The sequence below is a fragment of the Actinacidiphila epipremni genome (assembly GCF_012034175.1).
Classification (GTDB): domain Bacteria; phylum Actinomycetota; class Actinomycetes; order Streptomycetales; family Streptomycetaceae; genus Actinacidiphila; species Actinacidiphila epipremni.
Genome location: NZ_JAATEJ010000044.1, coordinates 1 through 25,075, shown reverse-complemented (window position 1 = coordinate 25,075; position 25,075 = coordinate 1). Strand labels below are relative to the sequence as shown.

The following is a 25,075-nucleotide window of genomic DNA, read 5'->3' as shown; positions in this document are numbered from 1 at the left end:
TTCCTGTCCGTTCCCGACCGGGCCGTGTGCCCGGCCACCTGGACCGTTGTACCCCGTGGCCGCGGTGCCGACGGTTGCCGATAGTTTTGCGGGTGCTGACGAGGTGTCATCCTCCCATCGACTTCCACCCGAGGGTGACACAGCCACAACTGGCTGCGACCGTACGAGTGATGGGGTTGTCCGGTAGTAGTCAAGTAGGGTCGATACTGCTGCGACGGCCCCCGCACCGCAGTACCCTTCCTTGATCGTGGACGGGGGGTGGGAGGCGGTGAAGCGGTGACGTCCGGAGGCCTGATGCTCCCGGGAGGCGGTGAGCAGGGTGACCGGCAGGACACCACTGCGGAGGGGACCCCGGGCGCGGTCACCCTCGCCCAGCCCATGGAGATCGGTGCGGAGATCGACTGGGGCGCCGACGCCTGGGCGGAGGTACGCACCCGCGCCCGCCGGGCCGGCCGCGCCTACGTCTGGCTGAACCTGGTCGAGCAGCGGCTGCGGGCCGTCGTCAACGCGGTGCTGCGCCCCATCTACGAGCCCGTCCACGGCGAGGAATGGGTCGTCGCCGCCGCCGGCCCCGCGGGCCACGAATGGGTCCAGCGGGCCGTCGCGGTACGGGAGGTGAGCCGCCGCAAGGGCTATCTGCTCGACCCGGCCGACGACAACGTCCTGAGCTTCCTGACCCTGCCGCAGCTGCGCGAGCTCGTCGTCCAGCACTGGCCCTGCTTCGAGCCCTACTTCGACGACCGCCGCGACCTCGAACTCGCCCTGGACGAGCTGGAGGTCGCCCGCCATGTGGTCTCCCGCAACCGCGCCCTGTCCCGCACCGTGCTGGACCAGGCCGAACGGGCCTGCTCGCGGCTGCTGGAGCTGCTGGGCGCGGGGCCCGCGCGCGGGGCGGCGCAGCGGCTGCCGGTCGACGCGGTCGAGGAGCTGGTCGCCGACCGCTTCTCCGACGTCGTCGGCGTCTACGCCGACCGGGTGCGGCTGCAGCGCCAACTGCCCGTCGAGGACCTGTTCGCCGGCGCCCGCCGGCTGGACGCCGTCGGCATCGGCCTCAACCTGCTGGTGCAGAACTACTCCGGGCGGCGGCTCATCCGGCTCGCCGAGGCCGGCTGCCGGGTGCGGCTGCTCTTCCTCAACCCCGCCAGCAGCGCGGTGCGCCGCCGGGAGCGCGAACTCGGGCTCGGGCGCGGCGAGATGGCCCGCTCGGTGGAGATGAACATCATGCACATGCGCCGGGTGCGCTCCCGGCTGCGCGACCCCGGCGCCTTCGAGATCCAGGTCTTCGACGAGACCCCGCGCTTCACCGCCTACCTCGTCGACGGCGACGGCGGCGAGGGAGGGCTCGCCGTCGTGCAGTCCTACCTGCGCAGGGCCCGCGGCATGGAGGTGCCGGTGATGGTGCTGCGCGGCGGCAACCGCCGGGTCGTCGCCGACGACCGGCCCGCCGAGAGCGGGCTGTTCGAGGTCTACCGCGAGGAGTTCGAGGGCATCTGGGCCGACGCCCGGCCGGTCTCCTGACCCCGCGCCGCACGCCGCCCGCGGGCGGCGCGAGTGTCAGTGGGGCACGCGATGATGGCAGGGCATCGGGGGACAACGGGGTGGGAAGGGGACTTTCGCCATGGCATGGCACGAGGATCTGCTGGTCGGCTTCGACCTGGAGACCACGGGGACGGACCCGCGGCAGGCGCGTATCGTCACCGCGGCGCTCACCGAGGTGAAGGACGGTCAGCCGGTGCGGCACCGGGCGTGGCTGGCCGACCCGGGCGTGCCGATACCCGCGGAGGCCACCGCCATCCACGGGGTGAGCACCGCCCGCGCCCGCGCCGAGGGCCGGCCCGCGCCGGAGGTCGCCGCCGAGGTCGCCGACGCGGTGCGCGGCTACTGGGCCGCGCAGGTCCCGGTGGTCGTCTACAACGCGCCCTTCGACCTGACGCTGCTGGACGCGGAGTTGCGGCGGTACGCGCTGCCGCCGCTGGCCGCGCCCGGCGGGCGGCCGGGCCCGGTGGTGGACCCGCTCGTCATCGACCGGGCGCTGGACCGCTACCGGCGCGGCAAGCGCACCCTGGAGGCCGCCTGCGCCGTCTACGGGGTGACGCTGGAGGACGCGCACGACGCGGGGGCCGACGCGCTGGCCGCCGTACGGGTCGCCCGGGCGCTCGCCGCCCGCTTCCCGGAGGCCGCCGACGCCGACCTGTGGGAGCTGCACCGGGCGCAGAGCGGCTGGTACGCCGCCTGGGCCGAGGACTTCACGGCGTGGCTGCGCCGCCGCAACGGCGCGGCCGACGCGATACCGGGCGACTGGCCCCTGCACTCGGCTGCCTGAGCCGGGGGCGCCGCCCGGTGGGCGCGTCCTACTCCGCCGCGGTGGCCGTGCCGTCCTCGGCCGCCGCGGCCACCGCGGGCTCGGCGTCCTTGGGTGCGGCCGGCGGCTGCTCCGGCACGGTGCGGATGACCAGCAGCGCCACCAGCAGGCCGAGCACCGCGAGGCCCGCGGCGCCCAGGAAGGCGGTGTGGAAGCCGGCGTTGACCGCGTCGGCGGCGGTGCCGCCGTGGTGGTGCGAGGTGCGCGAGTTGGCGACCGCCGCGAGCACCGCCACGCCCATACCGGCGCCGAGCCGCTGCGCGGTGTTCACCACGCCGGAGACGACACCGGTCTCGCTCGGCCGGGCGGCCCGCATCGCCGGCATCGTCGAGCCGACGAAGCACGCGGGCAGGCCGACGGCGAAGACGAAGGCGGCGGGCAGGAAGTCCGGCGCGTAGTCCGCGTGCGTCGGGATCCGCGACAGCAGCAGCAGCGCGACGGTCAGCAGCGCCATGCCGGCGGCCAGCACGTTGCGGGGGCCGAGCAGCTTCAGCGCCCGCGGGATCAGCAGCCGCGCCACCGGGATGCCGGCGAGCGCGATCGGCAGCACCGCAAGGCCCGACTTCAGGGCGCTGTAGTGGTGGACCTCCTGGAAGTACAGCGACAGGAACACGAAGACCGGTACGTGCGCCGCGCCCACCAGGAAGTTCGCCAGCGACGAGCCGGTGATGTTGCGGGTCGAGAACAGCCGGAAGGGCAGCACGGGTGCCTGGGCCTGACGCTCGATCAGCACGAAGGCCGCGCCCAGCACGACCGCGGCGCCGCCCAGCACCCAGTGCAGGGTGTCCAGCGAGCCCTCGGCGGCCTTGGTGATGACGTAGACCAGCAGCAGCAGGCTGCTCGTGCCGGTGACCATGCCGGGCAGGTCCAGTTCGCTTCTCTTCACCGCGCGCAGGTCGATGCCGTCGCGCGGCAGCAGCCGGCCGCTGACCATCAGGCCGAGCACGCCGATCGGCACGTTGATCAGGAACACCCAGCGCCAGCCGAGCGCGGAGACGATCGCGCCGCCCACCGCGACACCGGCCGCCGCGCCGACCGCGCCCATCGCGCTCCACACCCCGAACGCCCGCCGGTAGGCCTCCGGCTCGGTGAAGACCGCGGTGATCAGGGCGAGCTCGGCCGGGATCAGGATGGCTGCGCCGATGCCCTGCACGGCCCGCGCGGCGATCACCGCGCCGCCGGAGTTGGTCACGCCGGCGAGCAGTGAGGCGGCGGTGAAGACCGCGAGCCCGGTCTGGAACATCAGCCGCCGGCCCAGCCGGTCCGTGGTGCGGCCCGCGCCTAACTGGAAGCCGCCGAAGGTCACCTGGTAGGCGCTGCTGACCCACACCAGCGTCGCCACGCTGAGCGCGAGGGCCTTGCCGATGCTGGGCAGCGCGAGGTTGACCACCGACGAGTCGAGGAAGACCACGAGCTCGACGCTGGTGAGCAGCAGAAGCGTGGCGCCCTGCCCCGCGCCCAGTGTTTTGGACATGCCACATCCCTTCCCTGCCCCGGAGCCCCCCGGGGTGGAGTCCATCCGCTAAGTCTGACACCGGTGCAAGGGTTGGATCAAAGGAGTGCGTCGCCGCAGTTGCTCACGCCCCGCGCATGCGTGCCCGGCGCGGTTGAAACGGGGCCTGGCGGCCCCGGAACCCCGCGCCCGGCTCCGGGCCGCACGCGGCCCAGGCCGCGACGGGAGTGCACGCGGTGGAGGCGCGCCGCCCGCCTCCGGCGGCGGGCCGCGGGCGGCCGAAGCGCGCGACAGGATGCCCTGCGACGGGCTGCGCGTGGTCAAGGCATGCCGGCTGCTGCCGGCGGCGGGAGGTGCGTGGCGGCACGGGGCCGGGCGGCCCCGGGCTCGCGGGCGGCGGGCGGGCTGTTGCGGGGTGGGGGCGGGGGCGGCTAGAAGGAGAACCAGCGGACCGTGGGGTCGCCGGCGCGGAGGGAGGCCACGCGGCGGCGGAACTCCATGCGGGCCGCGGGGTTGGAGGCGGCGTGCTGGGCGACCCACGCGCAGCCGGCGGTTTCACGGGCGCCGCGCAGCACCTCGCAGCCCTCCCATTCGGCGACGTCCCACCCGTACGCGTCGGTGAACGCGCGGTAGGCGGCCGGTGAGACGCCGTAGCGGTCGCGGTCCAGGACCTGGACGACCAGGTCGTGCTCGCGCAGGTCGGAGGAGAAGGTCTCCAGGTCGACCAGGACCGGCCCGTCAGGGCCGATGTGCACATTGCGGGGCAGCGCGTCCCCGTGGATCGGCCCGCGCGGCAGATGCGGCACCAGATCGCCGACCGCCGCGGCCAGCCGGTCCCGGCGGGCCCGCAGGAAGGCGGCGTCCGCCGGGTCGATCGCGTCCCCGGCCAGCCGCAGCCAGCGCTCGACGCCGCCCAGCAGATCGCGCGGCGGCAACCCGAAGTCCGGCTCGGGCAGCGCGTGCACCAGCCGCAGCAGCGGGGCGACGTCGGCCGGCTCGGCGGGCCGCAGCGACTCCGGAAGCCGCTGCCAGTACGTGACGGGGTGGCCCTCGACCAGCCGCACCTCGGACTCCGCCGAGCGCACCGCGGGCACGTCGTGCTTGGCCAGCCAGTCCGCGGTGCGCACCTCGCGGCGGGCCCGGTCCAGCAGGTCGGCGCCCCGGCCGACCTTGATCACCAGCCGCCCGGCGGCGAAGACCGCGTTCTCCCCGAAGGAGATCAGCTCGGCCTCGGGATGCCCGGCGGCGTCCAGCACCGCCTGTGCCCGCTCCCGCGTGAACGCCGGTTCCGGCATGCCCCGACCCTCCCCACTCCGCCCGGCGGGGCCCCGCGCGCCCCACCGATCCGACATATGCCGCCGTCATCGCCCGGATGAACGGACCAGGGCCAGTCTCCCACTGCCCCGCCCGCACGCAGCAACGCTTTGCGGCCGAACCGCCGAGAATACGTCCCCGGCCCGCCCGGCACCGAATCGGCGACCCGCGCTGGTCCGGACCAGTGCCCGCGCCCGGCCGGACGCCACCCGCCCCGCAGCACCCGCCCCGAGCGCTGCCCGGGCCCCCGGCCCCCGGCCCCCGGACCCGGAGCGGCTCCTCAGCCGGCCGACTCCGCCGGCAGGTCCAGCGGGAGGCCGAAGAGCGGGAAGAGCCGGTCGGCGTCGTGATACGAGCTCATCGTGCGGATCCGCCCGCCCTCGACCTCTATGACCTGCAGCGCGAAAGCCCGGTAGCCGCCCCCCGGCGCCGGCCGGTACTGCGCGTACCCCGGCAGCCCGCTCGCCGCGACCGGCACCATCCGCGAGCCCGCGCAGCCGGCGCCCACCGTCGCCATGAAGTCCCGTATGTCGTCGTGGCCCCGCACCCACATCGGGAACGGCGGCATGTTGAGCACCGCGTCCTCGTGCAGCAGCGTCGTCAGGGCGTGCAGGTCGTAGCGCTCGAAGGCGTCGACATACCGCTCCAGCAGCGCCTCGTGCTGCTCGTCCAGCCCCGACCCGCCCGCCGTCTGCTCCGCCGACGCGCCCGCCTCGGCGAGGGTGGCCCGGGCGCGCTGGAGGGCGCTGTTGACCGACGGCACGCTCGTCCCCAGCAGCTCCGCGGCCTCGCTGGCCTTCCACGCCAGCACATCGCGCAGGATCAGCACCGCCCGCTGCCGCGGCGGCAGGTGCTGGAGCGCGGCGACGAAGGCCAGCCGCACCGACTCCCGGCCCACCACCACATCCGCCGGGTCGCCGCCCTCGGGCACCACCCGGCCGTCCGGCGCCGGCTCCACCCACATGCCCTCCGACGTCGGGTCGGGCAGCACCGCGTCGGCCCGCGAGGCGGGCGACAGGTCCATCGGGCGGGCCCGGCGCTTTCCCGCGTCGAGGCTGTCCAGGCACACGTTGGTCGCGATGCGGTACAGCCACGAGCGCAGCGAGGAGCGGCCCTCGAAGCGGTCGGCGCCCCGCCAGGCGCGTACCAGCGTCTCCTGCACCGCGTCCTCCGCCTCGAAGGCGGAGCCGAGCATCCGGTAGCAGTAGCCGGTCAGCTCCACCCGGTGCCGCTCCAGGCCGCGCTCGACCTCCTCGGCGCCCGGCGCCTGCGGTGCCGCCGCCGCGCCGCTGCTGCTCTCCCGTACGGTCATGCCTCCACCGTAACCGCGACCACCGACAGCGCCCCCGTACCGAACCGGTACGGGGGCGCCGCGGGCTACCGCCAGGGGCGTACGCCCTGGTCAGAAGCGCTCGGAAGTGCTCGGAAGCGGTCAGAAGCGGTCGGTGAGCTGCGGGACCGGGGCCGGGGCGGCGGCCGGCGGCTGCGGGAGGGCCGACTCGTCGTGCGTGAGGTCGGGCAGCCGGTGCATCCAGCGCGGCAGGTACCAGTTGCGGTCGCCCAGCAGCGTCATCACCGCCGGCAGCAGCACCCCGCGGATGACGGTGGCGTCGATCAGCACCGCGAAGGCCAGGCCCACGCCCATCTGCTTCATGCTCTGCATCGACAGCGTGCCGAAGATCGCGAACACCGCGACCATGATCACCGCGGCGCTGGTGACGACGCCCGCGGTCGTGGTGATGCCGTGCTCGATCGCGCCCTTGGTGGACAGGCCGCGCATCCGGGCCTCGCGGATCCGGGAGACCACGAAGACGTGGTAGTCCATGCTCAGCCCGAACAGGATTACGAAGAGGAACAGCGGCAGCCAGGCCACCACCGCGCCGGTGCCGTGCGCCCCCACCAGCGAGGCGCCCCAGCCGTGCTGGAAGACCGCGGTGAGGATGCCGTACGCGGCGCCCACCGACAGCAGGTTCAGCGCGATCGAGGTGACCGCGATGGTCAGCGAGCGGAAGGACAGCAGCATCAGCAGGAAGGCGAAGACGGTCACGAAGGCGAAGACCGGCGGCACACTGCTGGTGATCTTGTGGGTGAAGTCCATCGAGCCGGCCGTCTCACCGGTGATCGGCGCCTGGAGGCCGGCGACCTTGCCGAGCGTGCCGGGCCGTACGTGCTCGCGCAGCAGCTTCACGTCCGCCTCGGCCTTGGCGCGGTCGGCGCCGCCCTCCAGCGGGACGTCGATACGGGCGATGTTCTGCGCGCTGTGCACGGTGACCGTCACCGGGCCCTTGCTGGCGCCGGAGGAGACCGCCTCGGCCTGGAAGCCGGCGATGGCCTTCTCGACCGCGGGCGCGTCGATGTCGGCGGCCTTGACCACCACATGGGCCGGGTCGGGACCGCCCGGGAAAGCGGCGTTGATGTGCTCGTAGGTCTGGATGACCGGCAGTCCGTCGCCCAGCTCCTGCTGCATCGACAGGTTCGCGGTCTTCATGCCGAACGCGGGCAGCGCGAGCGCGATCAGGGCGCCGCCGGCGATGACGGTCGCGGCCTTGGGGTGCCGCAGCACCGGCCCCAGCACGGTCCGCCACACCCGGCTGCTGCTCGGCGCCGCGGGACGGTGCCCTGCGGCACCCTCCCGGCGCGCCCGGCGGTTCAGGAACGGGATGCGGCCCTTCTCCACCCGGTGGCCCAGCAGCGACAGCAGCGCCGGCAGCACCGTGACCGAGCCGACCATCGCGATCGCGACCACGATCATCGTGGCCACACCCATCGCCTTGAAGTCGCCGATACCGGTGAAGAGCATGCCCGCCATGGCCACGATCACGGTGATGCCGGAGATCAGCACCGCCCGTCCGGACGTCGCCGCGGCGATCTTCAGCGCGGTCTCCCGGTCGTGCCCTGCGGCCCGCTCCTCGCGCTCCCGGCGCAGGTAGAACAGGCAGTAGTCGACACCGACGGCCAGGCCCACCAGCAGCATCACCGAGTTGGCGGTGTCGCTCATCGGCACCGAGTGGCTCACCAGCGCCACCACCCCGCCCGCCGCGACGAAGGCCGTCATCGCCAGCACCACCGGCAGCAGCGCGGCCACCAGCGCGCCGAACGCGATCAGCAGGATGCCCAGCGCCAGCGGCACCGCCGAATACTCGGCCGTCTTGAAGTCGCTGCCGAAGGCGTCGTCCAGCACCTTCTCCGCGCTCGCGTCGCCGAACTCCTCCACCCGCAGGTCCTTGTGCTCGGCCTGCACCTTCTCGACCGCGTCCATCACCGGCGCGACCCGGTCGCCCGCGGTCTTCTCGTCGCCGAGCATGTCGAACCGCACCAGCACCGAACGCCCGTCGGCGGAGATCGCCTTGGTGTCGTACGGGGAGGTGACCGCGGTGACCTTGCCGGTGCCCTTGACCGCGTCCATCACCTCGCCGACCACCGAGCGGAAGGCCGGGTCGGTCGCCTTGACCGAGCCCTTGCCCTGGACGAGCACCATCTCGCCCGCGGGCGCCTTCAGCCCCGCGTCGTCGTTGATCGTGGCGGCCTGGTTGACCTCGCCCGGCATCGAGCGGTCCTCGTCGACGTCGACCCGGCCGGCCGCCTGCCCGGCGAAGACCGCGACGACCACCAGCAGCAGCCAGGCGCCCACCGCCGCCCAGCGGTGCCGGGCGCTCCAGGCGCCCATGGCCGCCGCCACTCCCATCCTGCTGCCGTGTGCGCGTGCGCGACTCACGGTGTCCCCCTTGTCAGGTTCGTAGGTCCGTCCTGCGGTGGCGGCGGGTGTGCCGCGCTGTCCACCAAGGACGCTACGGGCCTGCGGGCCCCCCACCCATCCGGCCTGCCGGTGACTTCCGGGCGGGCCTTCTCCCCCTTGAGGGTGGGGACAACCCCACCAAGAACACGTGGCTGTCCCTTACACGCATACGGTCGGGGCAGCCCGGAAAGCCCCAGGCCGGGGCGGCGGAAGCGGGGACGAGGCCGGCTGTCAGGCCGTCAGCAGCCGGGCGGCGGCCGGCCGCAGCGCCTGCTCGTAGCGGCGCAGCAGCAGCGCGGCGAGCTCCGGGGCGGCCCCCAGCACACCGGCGAGCACATCGGCGCCGGCCTCGCGGGCGCCGCGGGCGATCCGGTCGGGCAGGAAGCCGGGCGCGATGACATACGGCGCGACGGCGATCCGCCGCGCCCCCTCGGCGCGCAGCGCCCGCACCGCGTCCTCGGTACGCGGCAGGGCGGCGGAGGCGAACGCGGGCCGCACGGCGCACCAACCGGTGTGCCGCCACTCCCGCGCGACGGCTGCGATCACCGCGCCCGCCTCCGGATCGGTGGAGCCCGCGCTCGCCAGCACCACACCGGTCGAGCCGCGGTCCGCAGGTGCCAGCCCCGCCTCGCGCAGCCGCCGCTCCAGGGCGGCGGTCAGCAGCGGCGAGGGCCCGAGCACGTCCGCGGTGTGCAGCCGCAGCGACGGCAGCGCCGCCGTGGCCTCGCGCAGCACCGCGGGGATGTCGGTCTTGGCGTGGAAGGCCCGGGTGAGCAGCAGCGGCAGCGCCACCGCGTCCCGGACCCCGTCGGCCGCCAGCCGGCTCACGGCCTGCGGCACCGACGGCGCGTTGAAGTCGAGGAAGGCGGTGTCCACCCGGAGCCCCGGCCGCGCCGCCGCCACCCGCCGCGTCAGGGCGTGCACGGTCGCGGCGTGCCGCGGGTCGCGCGAGCCGTGCGCGATGACGAGCAGCGGCGGCGTGCCGGGGCCCGGGCGCACCGTCACTGGCTCCGGGCGGTCAGTCCGCGCGAGCGCAGCACCCAGCGCTCCAGCGGGCTGAAGATCAGCAGGTCGATGGCGATACCGACGACCAGGATCAGCAGGATGCCGAGGAAGACGCCTGCCATGTCGGAGCCCTCCCGCATGTTCTCCAGATAGCGCCCGAGACCGACCCCGAGGTCGGGCGAGGACGCGATCAGCTCGGCGGCCATCAGCGACCGCCAGGAGAACGCCCAGCCCTGCTTCAGGCCCGCCACATACCCCGGCAGCGCGGCCGGCAGCAGGATGTACCAGGCGCCGCGCAGGCCGGTCGCGCCGATGGTGCGGCCGGCCCGCAGATACAGCGGCGGGACCTGGTCGATGCCGGCCACCAGGCCGTTGGCGATCGACGGCACGGCGCCCAGCAGGATCACCGCGTACATCGCGGAGTCCTCGATGCCCAGCCAGATCACCGCGGCCGGCACCCACGCCACCGACGGCAGCGACTGCAGCCCGGACAGGATCGGCCCGATCGCCGCCCGGACGAACGGCACCCGCGCCACCAGCAGCCCCAGCGGGGTGCCGATGGCGAGCGCGGCGAGGAAGCCCAGCAGGCCGCGCGACAGGCTCGTCCAGATGATGGAGAACAGGTCGCCGGCCCGCCACCGGTCGGCCAGCTCGCTGCCGACCTCCGACGGGCTCGGCAGCTTCGTCGGATCGGCGACCTTGCCCCACACCGCCAGCTGCCACACCACCAGCACCAGCACGATCGCGGTGACCGGCGGCAGCACCTTCTTCAGCAGCACCTGCCCGACCGACGCCCGCCGGATCGTGACGGCGTCCAGCGCGTCCAGGCCCGCCTCCAGGCCCGACAGGTCGTTCCCGGCCGGCGCCGGCCGGTCCGCGGCCTTGTCCAGGACCGGCCCCGCGGCCTGCTGCGGCGTCCCGTCACCCGCGTCCGGTGCGCCCGGTCCGGGCGTCGGGTCGGTCTCAGTGCTGGCCATGGCGGCGGATCTCCCCACGCAGTTCCTCGGTGATCTCGACGGACAGGTCCGCCACGGCCGCGTCCTCGATCCGCCGCGGCTGCGGGATGTCGATCCGCCACTCGCGGTTGATCCGGCCCGGCCGCGAGGACAGCAGCACGACCCGCTGGGCCAGCCGCACCGCCTCCCGTACGTTGTGCGTCACGAACAGCACCGACAGGTCCGTCTCGGACCAGATACGGGTCAGCTCGTCGTGCAGCACATCCCGGGTGATCGCGTCCAGCGCCGCGAACGGCTCGTCCATCAGCAGCAGCTGGCTGTCCTGCGCCAGCGCCCTGGCCAGCGCCACCCGCTGCCGCATACCTCCGGACAGCTCGTGCACCCGCTTGCCGTACGCGCCGCCGAGCCGCACCAGCGACAGCAGCCGCTCGGCCTCGCCGCGCCGCCGGTCGCGCGGCATGCCGCGCAGCCGCAGCGTCAGCTCGATGTTCTTGCCCGCCGTCAGCCACGGGAAGAGCGCGTGCTCCTGGAACATCAGGGCCGGCCGGCCGCCGGGAGTCGTGATGCTCCCGGCGGACGGCTTGTCCAGTCCCGCGACCAGGTTCAGCAGCGTCGACTTGCCGCAGCCCGAGGCGCCCAGGAGGCACACGAACTCGCCCGGAGCCACATCGAGCGTGATGTCGTCCAGCACGAGCTGGCGGCCACCGGGCCCGCCGAACGCCTTCGACACATGGTCGAGCCGGGCCGCGTGGGCGGCGCTGTCCACGGCCTGCGCCGCGGCACTGGTGAGCGTGTCGGCCATGTCACCTCCTGGGGTTCTCGGTTCGGTTGTCACGCGGTTCGACGGTCCGTCACTGCGTGCCGAGGCCGGCCGCGTCCACGGTCGGCTGCCCGGCGGCGGTCAGCACCTTGTTGAGCGGCGCCAGGTCGTAGATGCCGTTGAGCTGCGGGGCGTCCAGCAGGCCCGCGGACACCGCGTGGTCGGCCTCGGCCTTCGCGGTCGCGGCCAGCGGGTCGTCCAGCACCTGGATCGAGGCCCACGCCGGGTCGAGGATGTCGGCCGGCAGCGCCTTCTGCGTCAGCTTCTCCAGCTCGGCGTTCGCATCGGCCTTCGCCTTGTCGGAGTTGGCCTTGATCCACGCGTTGGTCTTCACCGAGCCGCGCAGCACCGCCTCGACGACGTCCGGGTGCTCCTTGAGGAACTTCTGCGACACGATCACGTTGGTGATCACGAACTGCTTGTTCGGCCACAGGTCGCTCTCGTCGAGCAGCACCTTGGCACCCTCGCTGACCAGCTTCGACGCGGTGGGTTCCGGCACCCACGCACCGTCGATGGAGCCGTTCTTGTACGCGTCCGGGGTGATCTTGTTGTCGGTGCGCACCACCGACACATCGCCCTTGCCGCTCTGCGCGTCGACCTTCCAGCCCTGCGACTTGATCCAGTTCAGCAGCGCCACGTCCTGGGTGTTGCCGAGCTGCGGGGTGGCGATCTTCTTGCCCTTGACGTCCGCGAGCGTCTTGATCTTGTCGGGGTTGACCACCAGCTTCACGCCGCCGGACGCCGAGCCGGCGATGATCTTCAGGCTGGTGCCCTTGGACTTGGTGTAGCCGTTGATCGCGGGGGAGGGGCCGATCCAGCCGATGTCGATCGAGCCGGCGTTGAGCGCCTCGATCTCGGCGGGGCCGGCGTTGAAGGTGGCTTCCTTGATCTTGGTGGCGCCCAGCTCCTGCGCGAAGAAGCCCTCCTTGAGCCCGACCAGCGCGGTGGCGTGCGTCAGGTTCGGGAAGTAGCCGATCTTCACCTCGTCGGCGGAGAGCTTGCCGGCGGTGGTGGTCCCGGCCGACGCGGCGGCGGCCGGCGAGCTGCTGTCGTCCGACGTGTCGTCGGAGCCGTAGCCGCAGGCGGTCAGCGCGCCGAAGAGCAGCGGCAGGGCGGCGGCCACGGCGACGAGTCTGTGGCGCGGGGTGGTACGGGACGCGGGACGGTCGTGCGCAGACACAGGTGTGTGTCCTCTCGTAAGGCCCGGCGTGTCGCGCGCGGTGGCGCGGCCGGAAGTTCGTCAGGTCTTCGAAGGCGGTGCATCGGGGCGCGCCAGGCGCGCACAGGGCGTACGGCGACGGCCGCGGCAGTGCCGTGGTCCGCCGTGGTGCGGGTCAGCGCACACATCGCGCGACCCCGCCCGTACCCGAGCCGAGCGAGCCGCTGCCGACGCGCCCGCCCTCCTTCGCGAATCCCGAGAAAGCTTCCTGAGCCATGGTCAGAAGTCCCATCCCTCGTCCTCGGCCGCGCCACCGGCGGCCGACGGGGGCTCCGCGAACGCCTCGCCCGCCATGCCGGCGGTCAGCGTCGTCCCGTCCGCGGGGTCGATCAGCAGAAAGGCACCGGTCAGCCGCGACTCGGCGTACGCGTCGATCGGCAGCGGCTCGGCGGTGCGCAGCCGCACCGCGCCGATGTCGTTGACCTCAAGCGCCGCCGGGTCGTTGTCGTGCGCGAGCCCGTGCGAGAGGTCGATACGGTACGGCAGCGCCTTGACGACGGCCTTGACCGTCCGGGTGCCGTGCTTGAGCAGCACTCGCTCGCCGACCCGCAGCGGACGCTCGTGCAGATGGCACACCGTCGCGTGGACGTCCTGCGTGACGGGCGGCAGCGCGTCCGACGGGGCGATCATGTCGCCGCGCGAGACGTCCAGGTCGTCGGCCAGCCGCACGGTCACCGACTGCGGCGCCCACGCGGTGTCCACGGCCACGCCCAGCGCGTCGATACCGGAGACGGTGGTGGTACGGCCCGAGGGCAGCACGGTGACCGGCTCGCCCACCCGCAGCATGCCCGAGGCGATCTGGCCCGCGTAGCCGCGGTAGTCGGGGTGCTCGGCGGTCTGCGGCCGGATCACGTACTGCACCGGGAAACGCGCCGGGCAGCCGGTCAGGTCATGGCTGACCGGCACCGTCTCCAGGTGCTCCAGCACCGTCGGGCCGCCGTACCAGTCCATGTTCGCCGACGGCTCCACCACGTTGTCGCCGGCCAGCGCCGAGATCGGGATCGCGGTGATCTCCGGGACGCCGAGCGAGGCCGCGTACGCGGTGAACTCCTCGGCGATCGCGGCGAAGACGGGCTCGGCGTAGTCGACCAGGTCCATCTTGTTGACCGCGAGCACCACATGCGGCACCCGCAGCAGCGCGGCGACCGCGGCGTGCCGGCGGGTCTGCTCCACGACCCCGTTGCGCGCGTCCACCAGCACCACGGCCAGCTGCGCCGTCGAGGCGCCGGTCACCATGTTGCGGGTGTACTGCACATGGCCGGGGGTGTCGGCGAGGATGAACCGGCGGTTGGCGGTGGCGAAGTAGCGGTAGGCCACGTCGATCGTGATGCCCTGCTCGCGCTCGGCGCGCAGGCCGTCGGTGAGCAGCGCGAGGTCGGGCGCCTCCTGGCCGCGGCCCAGCGAGGCGCGCTCGACGGCCTCCAACTGGTCGCTGAGCACCGACTTGGAGTCGTGCAGCAGCCGGCCCACCAGGGTGGACTTGCCGTCGTCGACGGAACCGGCGGTGGCGAACCGCAGCAGGGTCGTGGCCGAGAGCTGCTCGGCGGTCAGCGGGCTGGCGGACGTCGTCATCAGAAGTACCCCTCGCGCTTGCGGTCCTCCATGGCCGCCTCCGACATCTTGTCGTCGGCGCGGGTGGCACCTCGTTCGGTCAGCCGGGACGCGGCGATCTCGGTGATCACCGCGTCCAGCGTGGTCGCGTCGGAGTCCACGGCGCCGGTGCAGGACATGTCGCCGACGGTGCGGTAGCGCACCAGCCGGGTCTCCACCGGCTCGCCGTCCTTGGGGCCGCCCCACTCGCCGGCGGTCAGCCACATGCCGCCCCGCTGGAACACCTCGCGCTCGTGCGCGAAGTAGATCTCCGGCAGCGCGATGTGCTCGCGGGCGATGTACTGCCACACGTCCAGCTCGGTCCAGTTCGACAGCGGGAAGACCCGTACGTGCTCGCCCGGCGCGTGCCGGCCGTTGTAGAGCTGCCACAGCTCGGGGCGCTGCCGGCGCGGGTCCCACTGGGAGAACTCGTCGCGCAGCGAGAACACCCGCTCCTTGGCGCGGGCCTTCTCCTCGTCGCGCCGCCCGCCGCCGAAGACCGCGTCGAACTTGTGCGAGGCGATGGCCTCGGTCAGCGGCACCGTCTGCAGCGGGTTGCGGGTGCCGTCGGGGCGCTCGCGCAACTGCCCGCTGTCGATGTAGTCCTGCACCTTGGCGACGTACAGCCGCAGCGAGTGCCGGGCGACGGTACGGTCGCGGAAGTCCAGCACCTCGGGGAAGTTGTGCCCGGTGTCGACGTGCAGCAGCGAGAACGGCACCGGCGCGGGCGCGAACGCCTTGAGCGCCAGGTGCAGCATGACGATGGAGTCCTTGCCGCCCGAGAAGAGGATCACCGGCCGCTCGAACTCCCCCGCCACCTCGCGGAAGATGTGCACGGCCTCCGACTCCAGGGCGTCCAGGTGGGTCAGCGCGTACGGGCTGTCCAGGTGCTCGGTGTGCGTGGTGGTCGTGCTCATATGGTCAGGCCCCTCTCGGCAAGCAGCGCGTGGACCGCTGCGGCGGACTCCTCGACGGTGCTCCCTTGCGTCTCGATCCGCAGGTCGGGGGTCTCCGGCACCTCGTAGGGGTCGTCCACCCCGGTCAGGCCGGTCAGTTCGCCCGCGGCCTGCCGTGCGTAGAGGCCCTTGACGTCCCGCACCGAGCACACGTCGACCGGTGTGGCCACGTGCACCTCGACGTAGCCGGTGCCCTTGGCCTGGTGGCGCTTGCGCACCGCCTCGCGGCTGTCGGCGTAGGGCGCGATGACCGGCACCAGCACCAGCACCCCGTGCGAGGCGAGCAGTTCGGCGACGAAGCCGATGCGCTGCACATTGGTGTGCCGGTCCTCGCGGGTGAAGCCGAGCCCCGCGGACAGGAACTCGCGGATCTCGTCGCCGTCCAGCACCTCGGTACGCCGGCCCCCGGCCCGCAGCCGGTCGGCCAGCGCCCGGGCGATGGTGGTCTTCCCGGCGCTCGGGAGGCCGGTGAGCCATACGGTGGCGCCGCCGGTCATGGGGGTCTCCTTCTCGTGAGTCGCCCGGGTCGTGGTGGGTGTCGTCTCGTGCGTGCCTTGCGTGCTCACAGGTGGATCCCGCACTCGGTCTTGCCGAGCCCCGCCCAGCGTCCGGCGCGGGCGTCCTCGCCCTCCAGCACCCGGCGGGTGCAGGGCGCGCAGCCGACGGAGGCGTAACCGTCCATCAGCAGCGGGTTGGTGAGCACCCCGTGCTCGGTGACGTAGGACTGCACGTCCGCCAGCGTCCAGCGGGCGATCGGGGCGACCTTGACCTTGCGGCGCTTGGGGTCCCAGCCGACGACCGGGGTGTTCGCCCGGGTCGGCGACTCGTCGCGGCGCAGGCCGGTCGCCCACGCGTCGTAGCCGGCGAGCGCCTGCTCCAGCGGGGCGACCTTGCGCAGCGCGCAGCACAGGTCGGGGTCGCGGTCGTGCAGCCGCGGGCCGTACTGCGCGTCCTGCTCGGCGACGGTCTGCCGCGGCGTGACGGTGAGGACGTTCACGTCCATCACCGCGGCCACCGCGTCCCGGGTCCCGATGGTCTCGGGGAAGTGGTAGCCGGTGTCGAGGAAGACCACGTCCACACCCGGCATCGCGCGCGAGGCCAGGTGCGCCACGACGGCGTCCTCCATCGACGACGTCACGCAGAAGCGCGGGCCGAACGTCTCGGCGGCCCAGCGCAGCACGTCGAGCGCCGGGGCGTCCTCCAGGTCGCGGCCGGCCTGCCCGGCGAGCCGCTCCAGCTCCTGGGTCGTATACGGTGCGGTGGTCATGCGTCGCCTCCCTGCGGGGAACCGGGAGCCGGCCGGCGCGCCAGCAGCCCGAGGAACGACAACTGGAATGCGCGTGCGCACGCGTGGCATTCCCACGCGCCGTGCCGCTCCTCCGAAGGCCGCAGGTCCTCGTCGCCGCAGTAGGGGCAGTAGAACGGGGCGGCTCGCTCGCTCACGACAGCGCCTCTTCCGAGGCCCGCGCCGCCCACTGGGCGAAGCGCTCGCCGTCCTCGCGTTCGGCCTCGAAGCGGGTGAGCACCCGCTCGACGTAGTCCGGGAGCTCGTCCGCGGTGACCTTCAGGCCGCGCACCTTGCGGCCGAAGCCCGGGGTCAGGCCTAGGCTGCCGCCCAGGTGCACCTGGAAGCCCTCCGTCTGCTGCCCGTCCGGGCCGGTCACCAGCTGGCCCTTCAGGCCGATGTCGGCGGTCTGGATACGGGCGCAGGAGTTGGGGCAGCCGTTGATGTTGATGTTGACCGGCTGGTCGAAGTCCGGGAGCCTGCGCTCCAGTTCGTCGATCAGCGCGGCGCCGCGCCCCTTGGTCTCGACGATCGCCAGCTTGCAGAACTCGATGCCGGTGCAGGCCATCGTGCCGCGTCGGAAGGGCGAGGGGTGCACCTGGAGGTCCAGCGACTTCAGGCCCGAGATCAGCGACTCGACCTGCGACTCCTCGATGTCGAGGATCAGCATCTTCTGGTCGGTGGTGGTACGCACCCGGTCCGAGCCGTGGTGGCCGGCCAGTTCGGCGATGCGGATCAGCGTCGTGCCGTCGATCCGGCCGACCCGCGGGGCGAAGCCGACGTAGAAGCGGCCGTCCTGCTGCTTGTGCACCCCGATGTGGTCGCGCCAGACCTGCGTGGGCAGTTCGGGCGCCGGGCCGTCGACGAGCGGGCGGTGCAGGTACTCCTCCTCCAGCACCTGGCGGAACTTCTCCGGGCCCCAGTCGGCCAGCAGGAACTTCAGCCGGGCGCGGGAGCGCAGCCGCCGGTAGCCGTAGTCGCGGAAGATGCCCACCACGCCGGCCCACACCTCGGGCACCTCGTCCAACGGCACCCAGGCGCCGAGCCGTTCGCCCAGCCGCGGGTTGGTGGACAGCGCGCCGCCGACCCACAGGTCAAAGCCGGGGCCGTGCTCGGGGTGCTCGACGCCGACGAACGACACGTCGTTGATCTCGTGCACCACGTCCAGCAGCCGCGACCCGGAGATCGCGGTCTTGAACTTGCGCGGCAGGTTGGAGAACTCCTTGCTGCCGATGTAGCGGGTCTTGATCGCCTCGATCGCCGGCGTGCCGTCGATGATCTCGTCCTCGGCGATCCCGGCCACCGGCGAGCCGAGGATGGTGCGCGGGGTGTCGCCGCACGCCTCGGTGGTGGACAGGCCCACCTCCTCCAGCCGGCGCCAGATCTCGGGCACGTCCTCGATGCGGATCCAGTGGTACTGCACGTTCTGCCGGTCGGTGATGTCGGCGGTGCCGCGGGCGAACTCCTGGGAGATCTCGCCGATCACCCGCAGTTGCGGCACGCTCAGCCGGCCGCCGTCGATCCGCACCCGCATCATGAAGTAGCGGTCGTCCAGCTCCTCCGGCTCCAGGATGGCGGTGCGCCCGCCGTCGATCCCCGGGCGGCGCTGCGTGTACAGGCCCCACCACCGCATACGGCCGCGCAGGTCGGCGCCGTCGATGGAGTCGAAGCCGGCCTTGGCGTAGATCGTCTCAATACGTGTCCGCACGTTGAGACCGTCGTCGTCCTTCTTCGTCTGCTCGTTGGCGTTGAGCGGCGTGAAGTGGCCCTTGGCCCACTGGCCTTCACCGCGGTGCCGGGTCGTCTTGCGGCGTGCCGCGGCGGCGGTCCTGGGCGTCCCGGCCGGCGGCTGCGGGGTGTCGGGGCTGGATGCCATGGCGATGCGTCCTTCTGGCAGGCTCGAATACGGTCGTTTACGGCGCGGAAGTACCCTATGGCCTGGGGAAACGCAGAGCGGTGGTACGGCCCGGCCGTAGACGCAGGGAGACTCCCGGTGCATCCACGACGACGGGGATGGCGGAGCGATGCAGCTGTGCTGTCAGCCCGCCGGACAGATCGCGCTGGAAACGCGGCAGAAGTCGACGTGCGGCCGACCTACCAAGGCGATTCCGGTGCGTGACATGACGGAAGCGTGGCATGCGCGTCTCGGGCGAGTCCACCGCTATCCAGTATGTGGACTTGTTTATCTCAGTATGTGGTAAACTGTGTCATGCGTCACGTACGCCGCAGGTGTGGCCGCTCCCCCCGCCCGCGCCGCGGCCGTACGAAAGGGCTCAGCTCTCCGGAATGCGGCGCGCCAGCACCGCCGGGGCCACCGAGTGCGGCAGCAGGTCCAGCGCGCGACGCGGCCGTACCAGCTCCACCTCGACCTCCTCGGCGAAGCGGTACGGGCGGTGCGCCAGCACCCCGGCCAGCGTCCGCCGCAGCCGCGACATCTCCGCCCGCACCGTCACCGTACGGCTCGGGTCGCCGAACAGGTCGCCGGCCAGCTCCGCCGCGCTGCGCCCCTCGCGGTGCACCGCCAGCACGAACAGCAGCTCCGCGTGCCGCGGGCTCAGCTGGTGCGACCAGCCGCCCGCCGGGCCCGACACCGTCACCGACCACCCGGCCCGCCCGCTGACGTCCACCACCACCCGGGTCGCCTCCGGCGCGCGGTCCCCGGCGCCCAGCCGGATCAGCCAGCCGCCCGGCAGCGGCTCCAGCACGCACGTCCCCAGCGCCGGCAGCCACGCGGGACCCGCCGCCGCCGACGCCGGCAGCGCCACCCGCTCGGCTGGCGCGACACCGGCCGCCGCCGCCGTCCAGCCGTTGCGGTCCACCACCAGCGCCTGCCCGCCGATACCCGCCAGCAGCGGCACCGCCAGCGACCGCAGCCGCTCCACCGCCGCCCAGTGCCGGCTGCGCAGCTCGCCCTCGGCGACCCGCGCCACCGCCGACACCAGCGACAGCGTCGCCGGATGCACCGTCGACGCCGGGCCGCTGACGTCCACCACGCCCAGCAGCCGCCCGTCGCGCGGGTCGTGCAGCGGGGCCGCGGCGCACGTCCAGCCGTGGTGGGTACGCACGAAGTGCTCGGCCGAATGCACCTGCAACGGCCTGCGGGTGACCAGCGCGGTGCCGATCGCGTTGGTGCCCACCGCCTCCTCCGACCACGAGGCGCCCTCGGCGAAGCCCAGCCGGTCCGCGCTCCTGCGCACCGCCGGCGCCCCGTCCCGCCACAGCAGCCGGCCCTCGGCGTCCGAGACGACCATGATGTGCCAGGCCGCGTCCGCGACCGAGACCAGCCCCTCCGCCAGCACCGGCATGACCTCGCCCAGCGCGCTGCCGCGCCGCCGGTGCTCGATCTCCTCCGCCGCCAGCAGCTTGGCGTGCCGCCCGACGTCCGGATCCACCCCGTGCCCGAGCGCCCGCGCCCACGACGCCCCGATCACCGCACGCGGCGCCTCCGGCGGCACCTCCCCGGCCAGGGCAGCCGCCCGCACCGAGGCGAGCAGATGCGGGGACATCCGCAGGTCCGTTCCGTCCAGCCGCCTGTAGCCGATCGGTAGGTCCGCCACGCCGCCTCCGTCCTGCCGGTGAAACCGCAGCTCGCCGATCCCATGGTGCCCGGCCACAGGTCCGCCCGCCGGGCTTTGCCCCAACGGGCGAGGCGGGCGTGCAACGGGGTGCAACGGTTGCGCCGCGAGCCGCCGCGGGCGGACAGTGACGCCGCGTCATCCTCCGGAGGTGGTGCCGAGTCGGCGCGGCACCACCTCCCCTTTTTTGCCGCCGGCTCGCCTCCGGGGGCTTCTATCCGGTGTCGACGGTCGATCGTGCTCGGTCGCTCGTTCCTCACGACCTCCGCGCGTTCTCCCTTTCGACACCGGCGCCCCCTTTGGCTCGCCGGCTACAGAGGCGCACCGGGCTCCGTGAGGTGTTGGCGCCTGTGGCAGCGCGCCCTTTGGCCCGGCCGGCTGGAGGCGCTCCCTTACGCCGCCGGGGTTGCGCGGTCGAGGATTGGGGTGAGGTCGAGGGGGGAGGGGAGGGTGCCGAAGGTGGTGCCCCAGTCGGCGGCGAGGCGGGAGGCGCAGAAGGCGTCGGCGACCGCGGGGGGTGCGTGGCGGACGAGCAGGGAGCCCTGGAGGACCAGCGCCATGCGCTCGACGACGCGGCGGGCGCGGGCCTCGACGCCCTCCAGGTCGCCGAGCTCCGAGAGCAGGTCCTTCACCGCAGCGTCCAGGCGGTGGTCGGCGCCGCGGGCCAGGCCCACCTCGGTCAGGAACGCCTCGACCGCCAGCGGCTCGCGCCCCAGCACCCGCAGCACGTCCAGCGCCTGCACATTGCCCGAGCCCTCCCAGACCGAATTCAGCGGCGACTCCCGGAAGATCCGCGGCATCCCGGACTCCTCCACGTAGCCGTTGCCGCCCAGGCACTCCAGCGCCTCCGCCGCGACGACCGGGCAGCGCTTGGTGACCCAGAACTTCGTCACCGCGACCGCCAGCCGCCGCAGATGCGTCTCCTGCTCGCTGCCCGCGTCGTACGCCGCCGCCAGCCGCAGCGTCGTCGCCGTCGCGGCCTCCGACTCCAGCGCGAGATCGGCCAGCACATTGCGCATCAGCGGCTTGCCGATCAGCGGCCCGCCGAACGCGTGCCGGTACGTCGCGTGGTGCACGGCCTGCGCCACCGCCTGCCGCATCAGCGCCGCCGAGCCCAGCGCGCAGTCCAGCCGGGTCGCGGCGACCATCCCGATGATCGTCGCGACCCCGCGGCCCTCCTCACCGACCCGCCGCGCCCACGTGTCGCGGAACTCGACCTCCGCGGAGGCGTTGGAGCGGTTGCCGAGCTTGTCCTTCAGCCGCTGGATCGCGAAGACGTTCCGCGTCCCGTCCGGCAGCACCCGCGGCAGCAGGAAGCACGTCAGCCCCCCAGGCGCCTGCGCCAGCACCAGGAAGCCGTCGGACATCGGCGCCGAGCAGAACCACTTGTGCCCGGTGAGCGCGTACGTGCCCTCCTCCGACAGCGGCACCGCACGCGTGGTGTTGGCCCGCACGTCCGAGCCGCCCTGCTTCTCCGTCATCCCCATGCCGAACAGCGCGCTGCCCTTCTCCCCGCCCGGCACCAGCCGCGGATCGTACGAGTGCGCGCCCAGCCGCGGCTCCCACTCCGCGGCCAGCACCGGGTCGGCCCGCAGCGCCGGCACCGCGGCGTGCGTCATCGACACCGGGCAGCCGTGCCCGGCCTCGACCTGCGACCACACCAGGAAGCCGGCCGCCCGCCGCAGATGCCCGTCGGGCCGCGACCACGCGTCGGTCAGGCCCGAGGTCACCGCGTGCCCGAGCAGCCGGTGCCAGGACGGGTGGAACTCGACCTCGTCGATCCGGTTGCCGTACCGGTCGTGGGTGCGCAGCACGGGGGAGTAGGTGTTGGCCTCCTCCGCCCAGCGCTGCGCCTGAGCGGAACCGGCGGCCTCGCCGAGCCGGGACAGCTCCTCGGTGACCTCCGGCAGCCGGGCGGGGTCCGCATGGCGGGCCACCGCCTCGGTCAGCGCGGTGTCGGTGCGGTAGACGTCATGGCCGACCAGGGGCGGGACCTGGTTCGTGACCGTGTGAGTGGCGGCAGTCATGCCAGCTAACGTAAGGGCGTGCAAGCAGCTGAAGAAAGAAGCCACCGGCGTCCGAGCCGCTGGCGCCGGGCCCGGGTGCTCTACCGCAACGTCTCCAAGCGGAAGGTCGGCTGGCTGCTGCTCAAGGACACCATCGACTCCTGCATGGAATACCGGGTCACCGGGCTCGCCGCCGAGGCGGCGTTCTTCGTGCTGCTCTCGCTGCCGCCGCTGCTGCTCGGGCTGGTCGGCGCGCTCGGCTACGTCGACACCGTGGTCGGCCTCGACACCATCGACCACATACGTCACAACATCCTCAGCGCGTCCGGTGCGGTCCTGTCCGACAAGGGCGTCAACGACCTCGTCAAACCGCTGGTGGACGACGTCTTCCACGGCCGCCGCCCGGACCTGATCTCGCTCGGCTTCCTCATCGCCCTGTGGTCCGGCTCCCGCGCCGTCAACGTCTTCGTCGACACCATCACCATCATGTACGGCCTCGAAGGCCGCCGCGGCATCGTCAAGACCCGCCTGATGTCCCTCGTCCTCTACGTCGTCGCGCTCGTCCTCGGCGCCGCGGTGCTGCCGCTGGTCGCCGTCGGCCCGGACGCCGTCGACGACATACTCCCCGGCGGCATCGGCACCGTCCACATCCTCTACTGGCCGTTCGTGCTGATCGCCTCGGTGGCCTTCCTCACCACCCTCTACCACGTCTCCGTCCCCGTCCGCTCCCCGTGGTACGAGGACGTCCCCGGCGCGCTCGTGGCGCTGCTCATGTGGGGCGTGGGGAGTTTCGTGCTGCGCATCTACATCGGCCACGCCGTCGAGGGCCCGACGATCTACGGCTCGCTCGCCGCGCCGGTGGCCGTCCTGCTGTGGATCGGCGTGAGCGCCTTCGCCGTCCTGGTCGGCGCCGCCGTCAACGCCGCCGTCGACCGGGTGTGGCCGTCGCTGGCCACCGCCGCCGCCCGCGAGGAGAACGACCGCCGCAAGGAGGCCGCCGCCGCCGAGGTCGTCGCCCGCGCCGCCGCCCGCCGCGCCCGCCAGGCCGCAGCCGCCGGGGACGACGACGACCCGCCCGCCGAATACCCCGAGCGCTGGGTCGACGTCCTGCCGCACCGCGACTTCCGCTCCCGGCTGCGCGCCCGCCGCCCCAAGACCGCGCCGCCCACCTTCCTCACCCCGCCCCGCCCCCCGCGCCCCCTGCACCCGCCGGCCGTCCCTCCGCCGCCCGCCGGCTACCCGCCGGCCCCGCCCCCGCAGCAGCAGCTCCCGCCCTTCCCGCCGCAGCAGGGCGGCTGGGACGAGCGCGACCACCGCTGAGCCCGTACGCCGGGGCATGAGCCCGCCTGCCGGGGCATGATGGAGGGCATGGGCGGGTATCGGGAGCGGCCGGGCGTGGTGCCCGGCACGACCCTGTGGACGCGGACGGGCGGCGGCGGCACGCCCTACCGCGTCCTGCCCGACGGCTGCATGGACCTCATCTGGCACGACGGCGAGCTCATGGTCGCCGGGCCCGACACCGCGGCGTACGTCGTCACCGACCGGCCCGGCAGCAGCTACGCGGGGCTGCGCTTCGCGCCCGGCGTCGCACCCGCGCTGTTCGGGGCGCCCGCGCACGAAGTGCGCGACCGCCGGGTGCCGCTCGCCGACCTGTGGCCCGCCGCCCGGGCCCGCCACCTCGCCGCCCGCGCCGACGCCGGGCCCACGGCGGCGCTGGAGAGCTGGGCCGCCGCCCGGCTCCGCGGCGCCGGGCCCGCCGACCCGCTCCCCGCCGCCGTCACCGCGGGCCTGGCCGCCGGGCACACCGTCGCCGGCATCGCCGCCGGGTGCGGGCTCGGGGAGCGGCAGTTGCGCCGCCGCTGCGAGGCCGCCTTCGGCTACGGGCCGCGCACGCTGCGCCGGGTGCTGCGCCTCCAGCACGCCCTCGCCCTCGCGCGCGCCGGCACACCGCTCGCCCGGGTCGCCGCCGACGCCGGGTACGCCGACCAGCCGCACCTCTCGCGCGAGGTCCGGGCGCTGGCGGGCGTACCGCTGCGGGAGCTGCTCTAGACGGTCGCGAAAAGCTCGACGGCGTTGCCGTCCGGGTCGTGCAGGGTGGCGTACCGCTGCCCCCAGAACGCGTCGAACGGCTTGAGGTGCCCCTCGTACCCGGCGCCGGTCAGCTCCTCCCACACCACGTCCACCCCTTGCGGGGTCCCGCAGTCGAAGGCCAGCCCCACCCGGCTGCCCTGCGCGGGCGCCCAGCGCGGATCGAACGAGCGGACGGTCTCCACGGTGTCCCACGCGAGCCGCAGCCCGCCCTTGAGGACCACCTCCACATGCGGCTCCCGCTCCGCCCCCTCGGGCACGTCGAGCCCCAACCGCCGGTAGAAGGCGAGCGACGCGGCCATGTCGGCGACGACCAGCCCGATGAGGTCGAATCGCGGTGTTACGTGCAATACGTTCATGCCCGCCACGCTAGGACCCCGCCCCGCCCCCGTTCTTGAACGAAACGGCCAGACGCCGCCGCGAATGCGCACCCATCCCTCCGCGACGGCGCCGTCTCTGGGCCGAACCTCATTCCTCCCGCCCCGGCCGGCAATCCAGGCGCGCGGGTTACTTCCGCGCCGCTGGCCGGCAAACCAGGGGCGCGGGGAACTGCGCGACCAGCCACAGCGGCGGGGAAGCCGCCGTGCGACAGCAAGTGGCAGCCCCTCAGTCGCCGCTAGGCGGAAGGCAGCGTCCAGCTCTGGTTCGAGGCACCCGTGCACGACCAGATCTGCAACCGAGTCCCGTTCGCCGAACTCTGCCCCGTCGCG

The 25,075-nt window shown here is 73.6% G+C and carries 22 protein-coding genes; 4 read left to right on the top strand and 18 right to left on the bottom strand.

The window, feature by feature from the left end; genetic code table 11:
* The first annotated feature begins 276 nt into the window (after window positions 1–276).
* On the top strand, window positions 277–1,518 hold the full coding sequence (locus tag HCN08_RS33490; RefSeq protein ID WP_322974835.1) for an SAV2148 family HEPN domain-containing protein: 1,242 nt from the start codon (window positions 277–279) through the stop codon (window positions 1,516–1,518).
* A 100-nt stretch (window positions 1,519–1,618) separates the two neighbouring features.
* On the top strand, window positions 1,619–2,323 hold the full coding sequence (locus HCN08_RS33485; RefSeq protein WP_167987101.1) for an exonuclease domain-containing protein: 705 nt from the start codon (window positions 1,619–1,621) through the stop codon (window positions 2,321–2,323).
* Between the two features lie 28 nt (window positions 2,324–2,351).
* On the opposite strand, the gene HCN08_RS33480 is transcribed toward HCN08_RS33485, so the two are convergent.
* From HCN08_RS33480 to HCN08_RS33400, 17 genes are all read right to left on the bottom strand, one after another.
* Window positions 2,352–3,836: an MFS transporter gene (locus tag HCN08_RS33480; protein ID WP_167987100.1), complete on the bottom strand. Its 1,485-nt coding sequence runs from the start codon at window positions 3,834–3,836 to the stop codon at window positions 2,352–2,354.
* Between the two features lie 410 nt (window positions 3,837–4,246).
* Window positions 4,247–5,110 carry a phosphotransferase gene (locus HCN08_RS33475; RefSeq protein ID WP_167987099.1) on the bottom strand — a complete coding sequence of 288 codons (864 nt, stop codon included), beginning with the start codon at window positions 5,108–5,110 and terminating at the stop codon, window positions 4,247–4,249.
* Window positions 5,111–5,409: 299 nt separating this feature from the next.
* On the bottom strand, window positions 5,410–6,441 hold the full coding sequence (locus tag HCN08_RS33470) for a sigma-70 family RNA polymerase sigma factor (RefSeq protein ID WP_167987098.1): 1,032 nt from the start codon (window positions 6,439–6,441) through the stop codon (window positions 5,410–5,412).
* Between the two features lie 120 nt (window positions 6,442–6,561).
* Complete coding sequence (locus tag HCN08_RS33465; protein WP_206319561.1) at window positions 6,562–8,814, bottom strand: MMPL family transporter; 2,253 nt, start codon at window positions 8,812–8,814, stop codon at window positions 6,562–6,564.
* Between the two features lie 282 nt (window positions 8,815–9,096).
* Complete coding sequence (locus HCN08_RS33460) at window positions 9,097–9,870, bottom strand: sirohydrochlorin chelatase (RefSeq protein WP_407648931.1); 774 nt, start codon at window positions 9,868–9,870, stop codon at window positions 9,097–9,099.
* Window positions 9,867–10,847 (bottom strand): ABC transporter permease, encoded by a 981-nt coding sequence (locus HCN08_RS33455; protein WP_167987097.1) that lies wholly within the window; start codon window positions 10,845–10,847, stop codon window positions 9,867–9,869. Before HCN08_RS33455 ends, HCN08_RS33460 begins: the two co-directional genes overlap by 4 nt.
* Entirely contained in the window at window positions 10,834–11,628 is a 795-nt protein-coding gene (locus tag HCN08_RS33450; RefSeq protein WP_167987096.1) for an ABC transporter ATP-binding protein, read from the bottom strand. Before HCN08_RS33450 ends, HCN08_RS33455 begins: the two co-directional genes overlap by 14 nt.
* Before the next feature lie 49 nt (window positions 11,629–11,677).
* Window positions 11,678–12,769, bottom strand: coding sequence for an aliphatic sulfonate ABC transporter substrate-binding protein (locus HCN08_RS33445; RefSeq protein ID WP_322974834.1), 1,092 nt, complete (start codon window positions 12,767–12,769; stop codon window positions 11,678–11,680).
* Between the two features lie 315 nt (window positions 12,770–13,084).
* The gene (locus HCN08_RS33435) at window positions 13,085–14,437 is read right to left on the bottom strand and encodes a sulfate adenylyltransferase subunit 1 (protein ID WP_167987093.1); all 1,353 of its coding nucleotides are present in this window, start codon (window positions 14,435–14,437) and stop codon (window positions 13,085–13,087) included.
* Complete coding sequence (cysD, locus tag HCN08_RS33430; RefSeq protein ID WP_167987092.1) at window positions 14,437–15,372, bottom strand: sulfate adenylyltransferase subunit CysD; 936 nt, start codon at window positions 15,370–15,372, stop codon at window positions 14,437–14,439. Before cysD ends, HCN08_RS33435 begins: the two co-directional genes overlap by 1 nt.
* Window positions 15,369–15,908 carry an adenylyl-sulfate kinase gene (gene cysC, locus HCN08_RS33425; protein WP_167987091.1) on the bottom strand — a complete coding sequence of 180 codons (540 nt, stop codon included), beginning with the start codon at window positions 15,906–15,908 and terminating at the stop codon, window positions 15,369–15,371. Before cysC ends, cysD begins: the two co-directional genes overlap by 4 nt.
* A 65-nt stretch (window positions 15,909–15,973) precedes the next feature.
* A complete protein-coding gene (locus HCN08_RS33420) occupies window positions 15,974–16,678 on the bottom strand; it encodes a phosphoadenylyl-sulfate reductase (RefSeq protein ID WP_167987090.1) in 705 nt (234 codons plus the stop codon).
* Entirely contained in the window at window positions 16,675–16,854 is a 180-nt protein-coding gene (locus HCN08_RS35935; RefSeq protein WP_167987089.1) for a hypothetical protein, read from the bottom strand. The genes HCN08_RS33420 and HCN08_RS35935 overlap by 4 nt, the downstream gene beginning before the upstream one ends.
* Window positions 16,851–18,572 carry a nitrite/sulfite reductase gene (locus HCN08_RS33410; RefSeq protein ID WP_167987088.1) on the bottom strand — a complete coding sequence of 574 codons (1,722 nt, stop codon included), beginning with the start codon at window positions 18,570–18,572 and terminating at the stop codon, window positions 16,851–16,853. Before HCN08_RS33410 ends, HCN08_RS35935 begins: the two co-directional genes overlap by 4 nt.
* A gap of 162 nt (window positions 18,573–18,734) precedes the next feature.
* Window positions 18,735–18,818: a putative leader peptide gene (locus tag HCN08_RS36805; RefSeq protein WP_322899662.1), complete on the bottom strand. Its 84-nt coding sequence runs from the start codon at window positions 18,816–18,818 to the stop codon at window positions 18,735–18,737.
* A 151-nt stretch (window positions 18,819–18,969) separates the two neighbouring features.
* Window positions 18,970–20,253: a GAF domain-containing protein gene (locus HCN08_RS33405; protein WP_407648930.1), complete on the bottom strand. Its 1,284-nt coding sequence runs from the start codon at window positions 20,251–20,253 to the stop codon at window positions 18,970–18,972.
* A 410-nt stretch (window positions 20,254–20,663) separates the two neighbouring features.
* Window positions 20,664–22,298 (bottom strand): acyl-CoA dehydrogenase family protein, encoded by a 1,635-nt coding sequence (locus HCN08_RS33400; RefSeq protein ID WP_167987087.1) that lies wholly within the window; start codon window positions 22,296–22,298, stop codon window positions 20,664–20,666.
* Window positions 22,299–22,316: 18 nt separating this feature from the next.
* Here HCN08_RS33400 and HCN08_RS33395 point away from each other — a divergent pair, with 18 nt between their 5' ends.
* Complete coding sequence (locus HCN08_RS33395) at window positions 22,317–23,597, top strand: YihY/virulence factor BrkB family protein (protein ID WP_407648929.1); 1,281 nt, start codon at window positions 22,317–22,319, stop codon at window positions 23,595–23,597.
* Between the two features lie 48 nt (window positions 23,598–23,645).
* Window positions 23,646–24,326 (top strand): helix-turn-helix transcriptional regulator, encoded by a 681-nt coding sequence (locus HCN08_RS33390; RefSeq protein WP_240970703.1) that lies wholly within the window; start codon window positions 23,646–23,648, stop codon window positions 24,324–24,326.
* On the opposite strand, the gene HCN08_RS33385 is transcribed toward HCN08_RS33390, so the two are convergent.
* On the bottom strand, window positions 24,323–24,724 hold the full coding sequence (locus HCN08_RS33385) for a VOC family protein (protein ID WP_167987085.1): 402 nt from the start codon (window positions 24,722–24,724) through the stop codon (window positions 24,323–24,325). The genes HCN08_RS33390 and HCN08_RS33385 overlap by 4 nt on opposite strands.
* Window positions 24,725–25,075: the final 351 nt, after the last annotated feature.

What these genes read in the sequence shown, in the direction of transcription:
- HCN08_RS33485 (WP_167987101.1), top strand. Translation starts at nt 1,619, where the DNA reads ATGGCATGGCACGAGGATCTGCTGGTCGGCTTCGACCTGGAGACCACG.
- HCN08_RS33480 (WP_167987100.1), bottom strand. Translation starts at nt 3,836, where the DNA reads ATGTCCAAAACACTGGGCGCGGGGCAGGGCGCCACGCTTCTGCTGCTC.
- HCN08_RS33475 (WP_167987099.1), bottom strand. Translation starts at nt 5,110, where the DNA reads ATGCCGGAACCGGCGTTCACGCGGGAGCGGGCACAGGCGGTGCTGGAC.
- HCN08_RS33470 (WP_167987098.1), bottom strand. Translation starts at nt 6,441, where the DNA reads ATGACCGTACGGGAGAGCAGCAGCGGCGCGGCGGCGGCACCGCAGGCG.
- HCN08_RS33465 (WP_206319561.1), bottom strand. Translation starts at nt 8,814, where the DNA reads ATGGGAGTGGCGGCGGCCATGGGCGCCTGGAGCGCCCGGCACCGCTGG.
- HCN08_RS33455 (WP_167987097.1), bottom strand. Translation starts at nt 10,847, where the DNA reads ATGGCCAGCACTGAGACCGACCCGACGCCCGGACCGGGCGCACCGGAC.
- HCN08_RS33450 (WP_167987096.1), bottom strand. Translation starts at nt 11,628, where the DNA reads ATGGCCGACACGCTCACCAGTGCCGCGGCGCAGGCCGTGGACAGCGCC.
- HCN08_RS33435 (WP_167987093.1), bottom strand. Translation starts at nt 14,437, where the DNA reads ATGACGACGTCCGCCAGCCCGCTGACCGCCGAGCAGCTCTCGGCCACG.
- cysD (WP_167987092.1), bottom strand. Translation starts at nt 15,372, where the DNA reads ATGAGCACGACCACCACGCACACCGAGCACCTGGACAGCCCGTACGCG.
- cysC (WP_167987091.1), bottom strand. Translation starts at nt 15,908, where the DNA reads ATGACCGGCGGCGCCACCGTATGGCTCACCGGCCTCCCGAGCGCCGGG.
- HCN08_RS33420 (WP_167987090.1), bottom strand. Translation starts at nt 16,678, where the DNA reads ATGACCACCGCACCGTATACGACCCAGGAGCTGGAGCGGCTCGCCGGG.
- HCN08_RS33410 (WP_167987088.1), bottom strand. Translation starts at nt 18,572, where the DNA reads ATGGCATCCAGCCCCGACACCCCGCAGCCGCCGGCCGGGACGCCCAGG.
- HCN08_RS36805 (WP_322899662.1), bottom strand. Translation starts at nt 18,818, where the DNA reads ATGTCACGCACCGGAATCGCCTTGGTAGGTCGGCCGCACGTCGACTTC.
- HCN08_RS33400 (WP_167987087.1), bottom strand. Translation starts at nt 22,298, where the DNA reads ATGACTGCCGCCACTCACACGGTCACGAACCAGGTCCCGCCCCTGGTC.
- HCN08_RS33390 (WP_240970703.1), top strand. Translation starts at nt 23,646, where the DNA reads ATGGGCGGGTATCGGGAGCGGCCGGGCGTGGTGCCCGGCACGACCCTG.
- HCN08_RS33385 (WP_167987085.1), bottom strand. Translation starts at nt 24,724, where the DNA reads ATGAACGTATTGCACGTAACACCGCGATTCGACCTCATCGGGCTGGTC.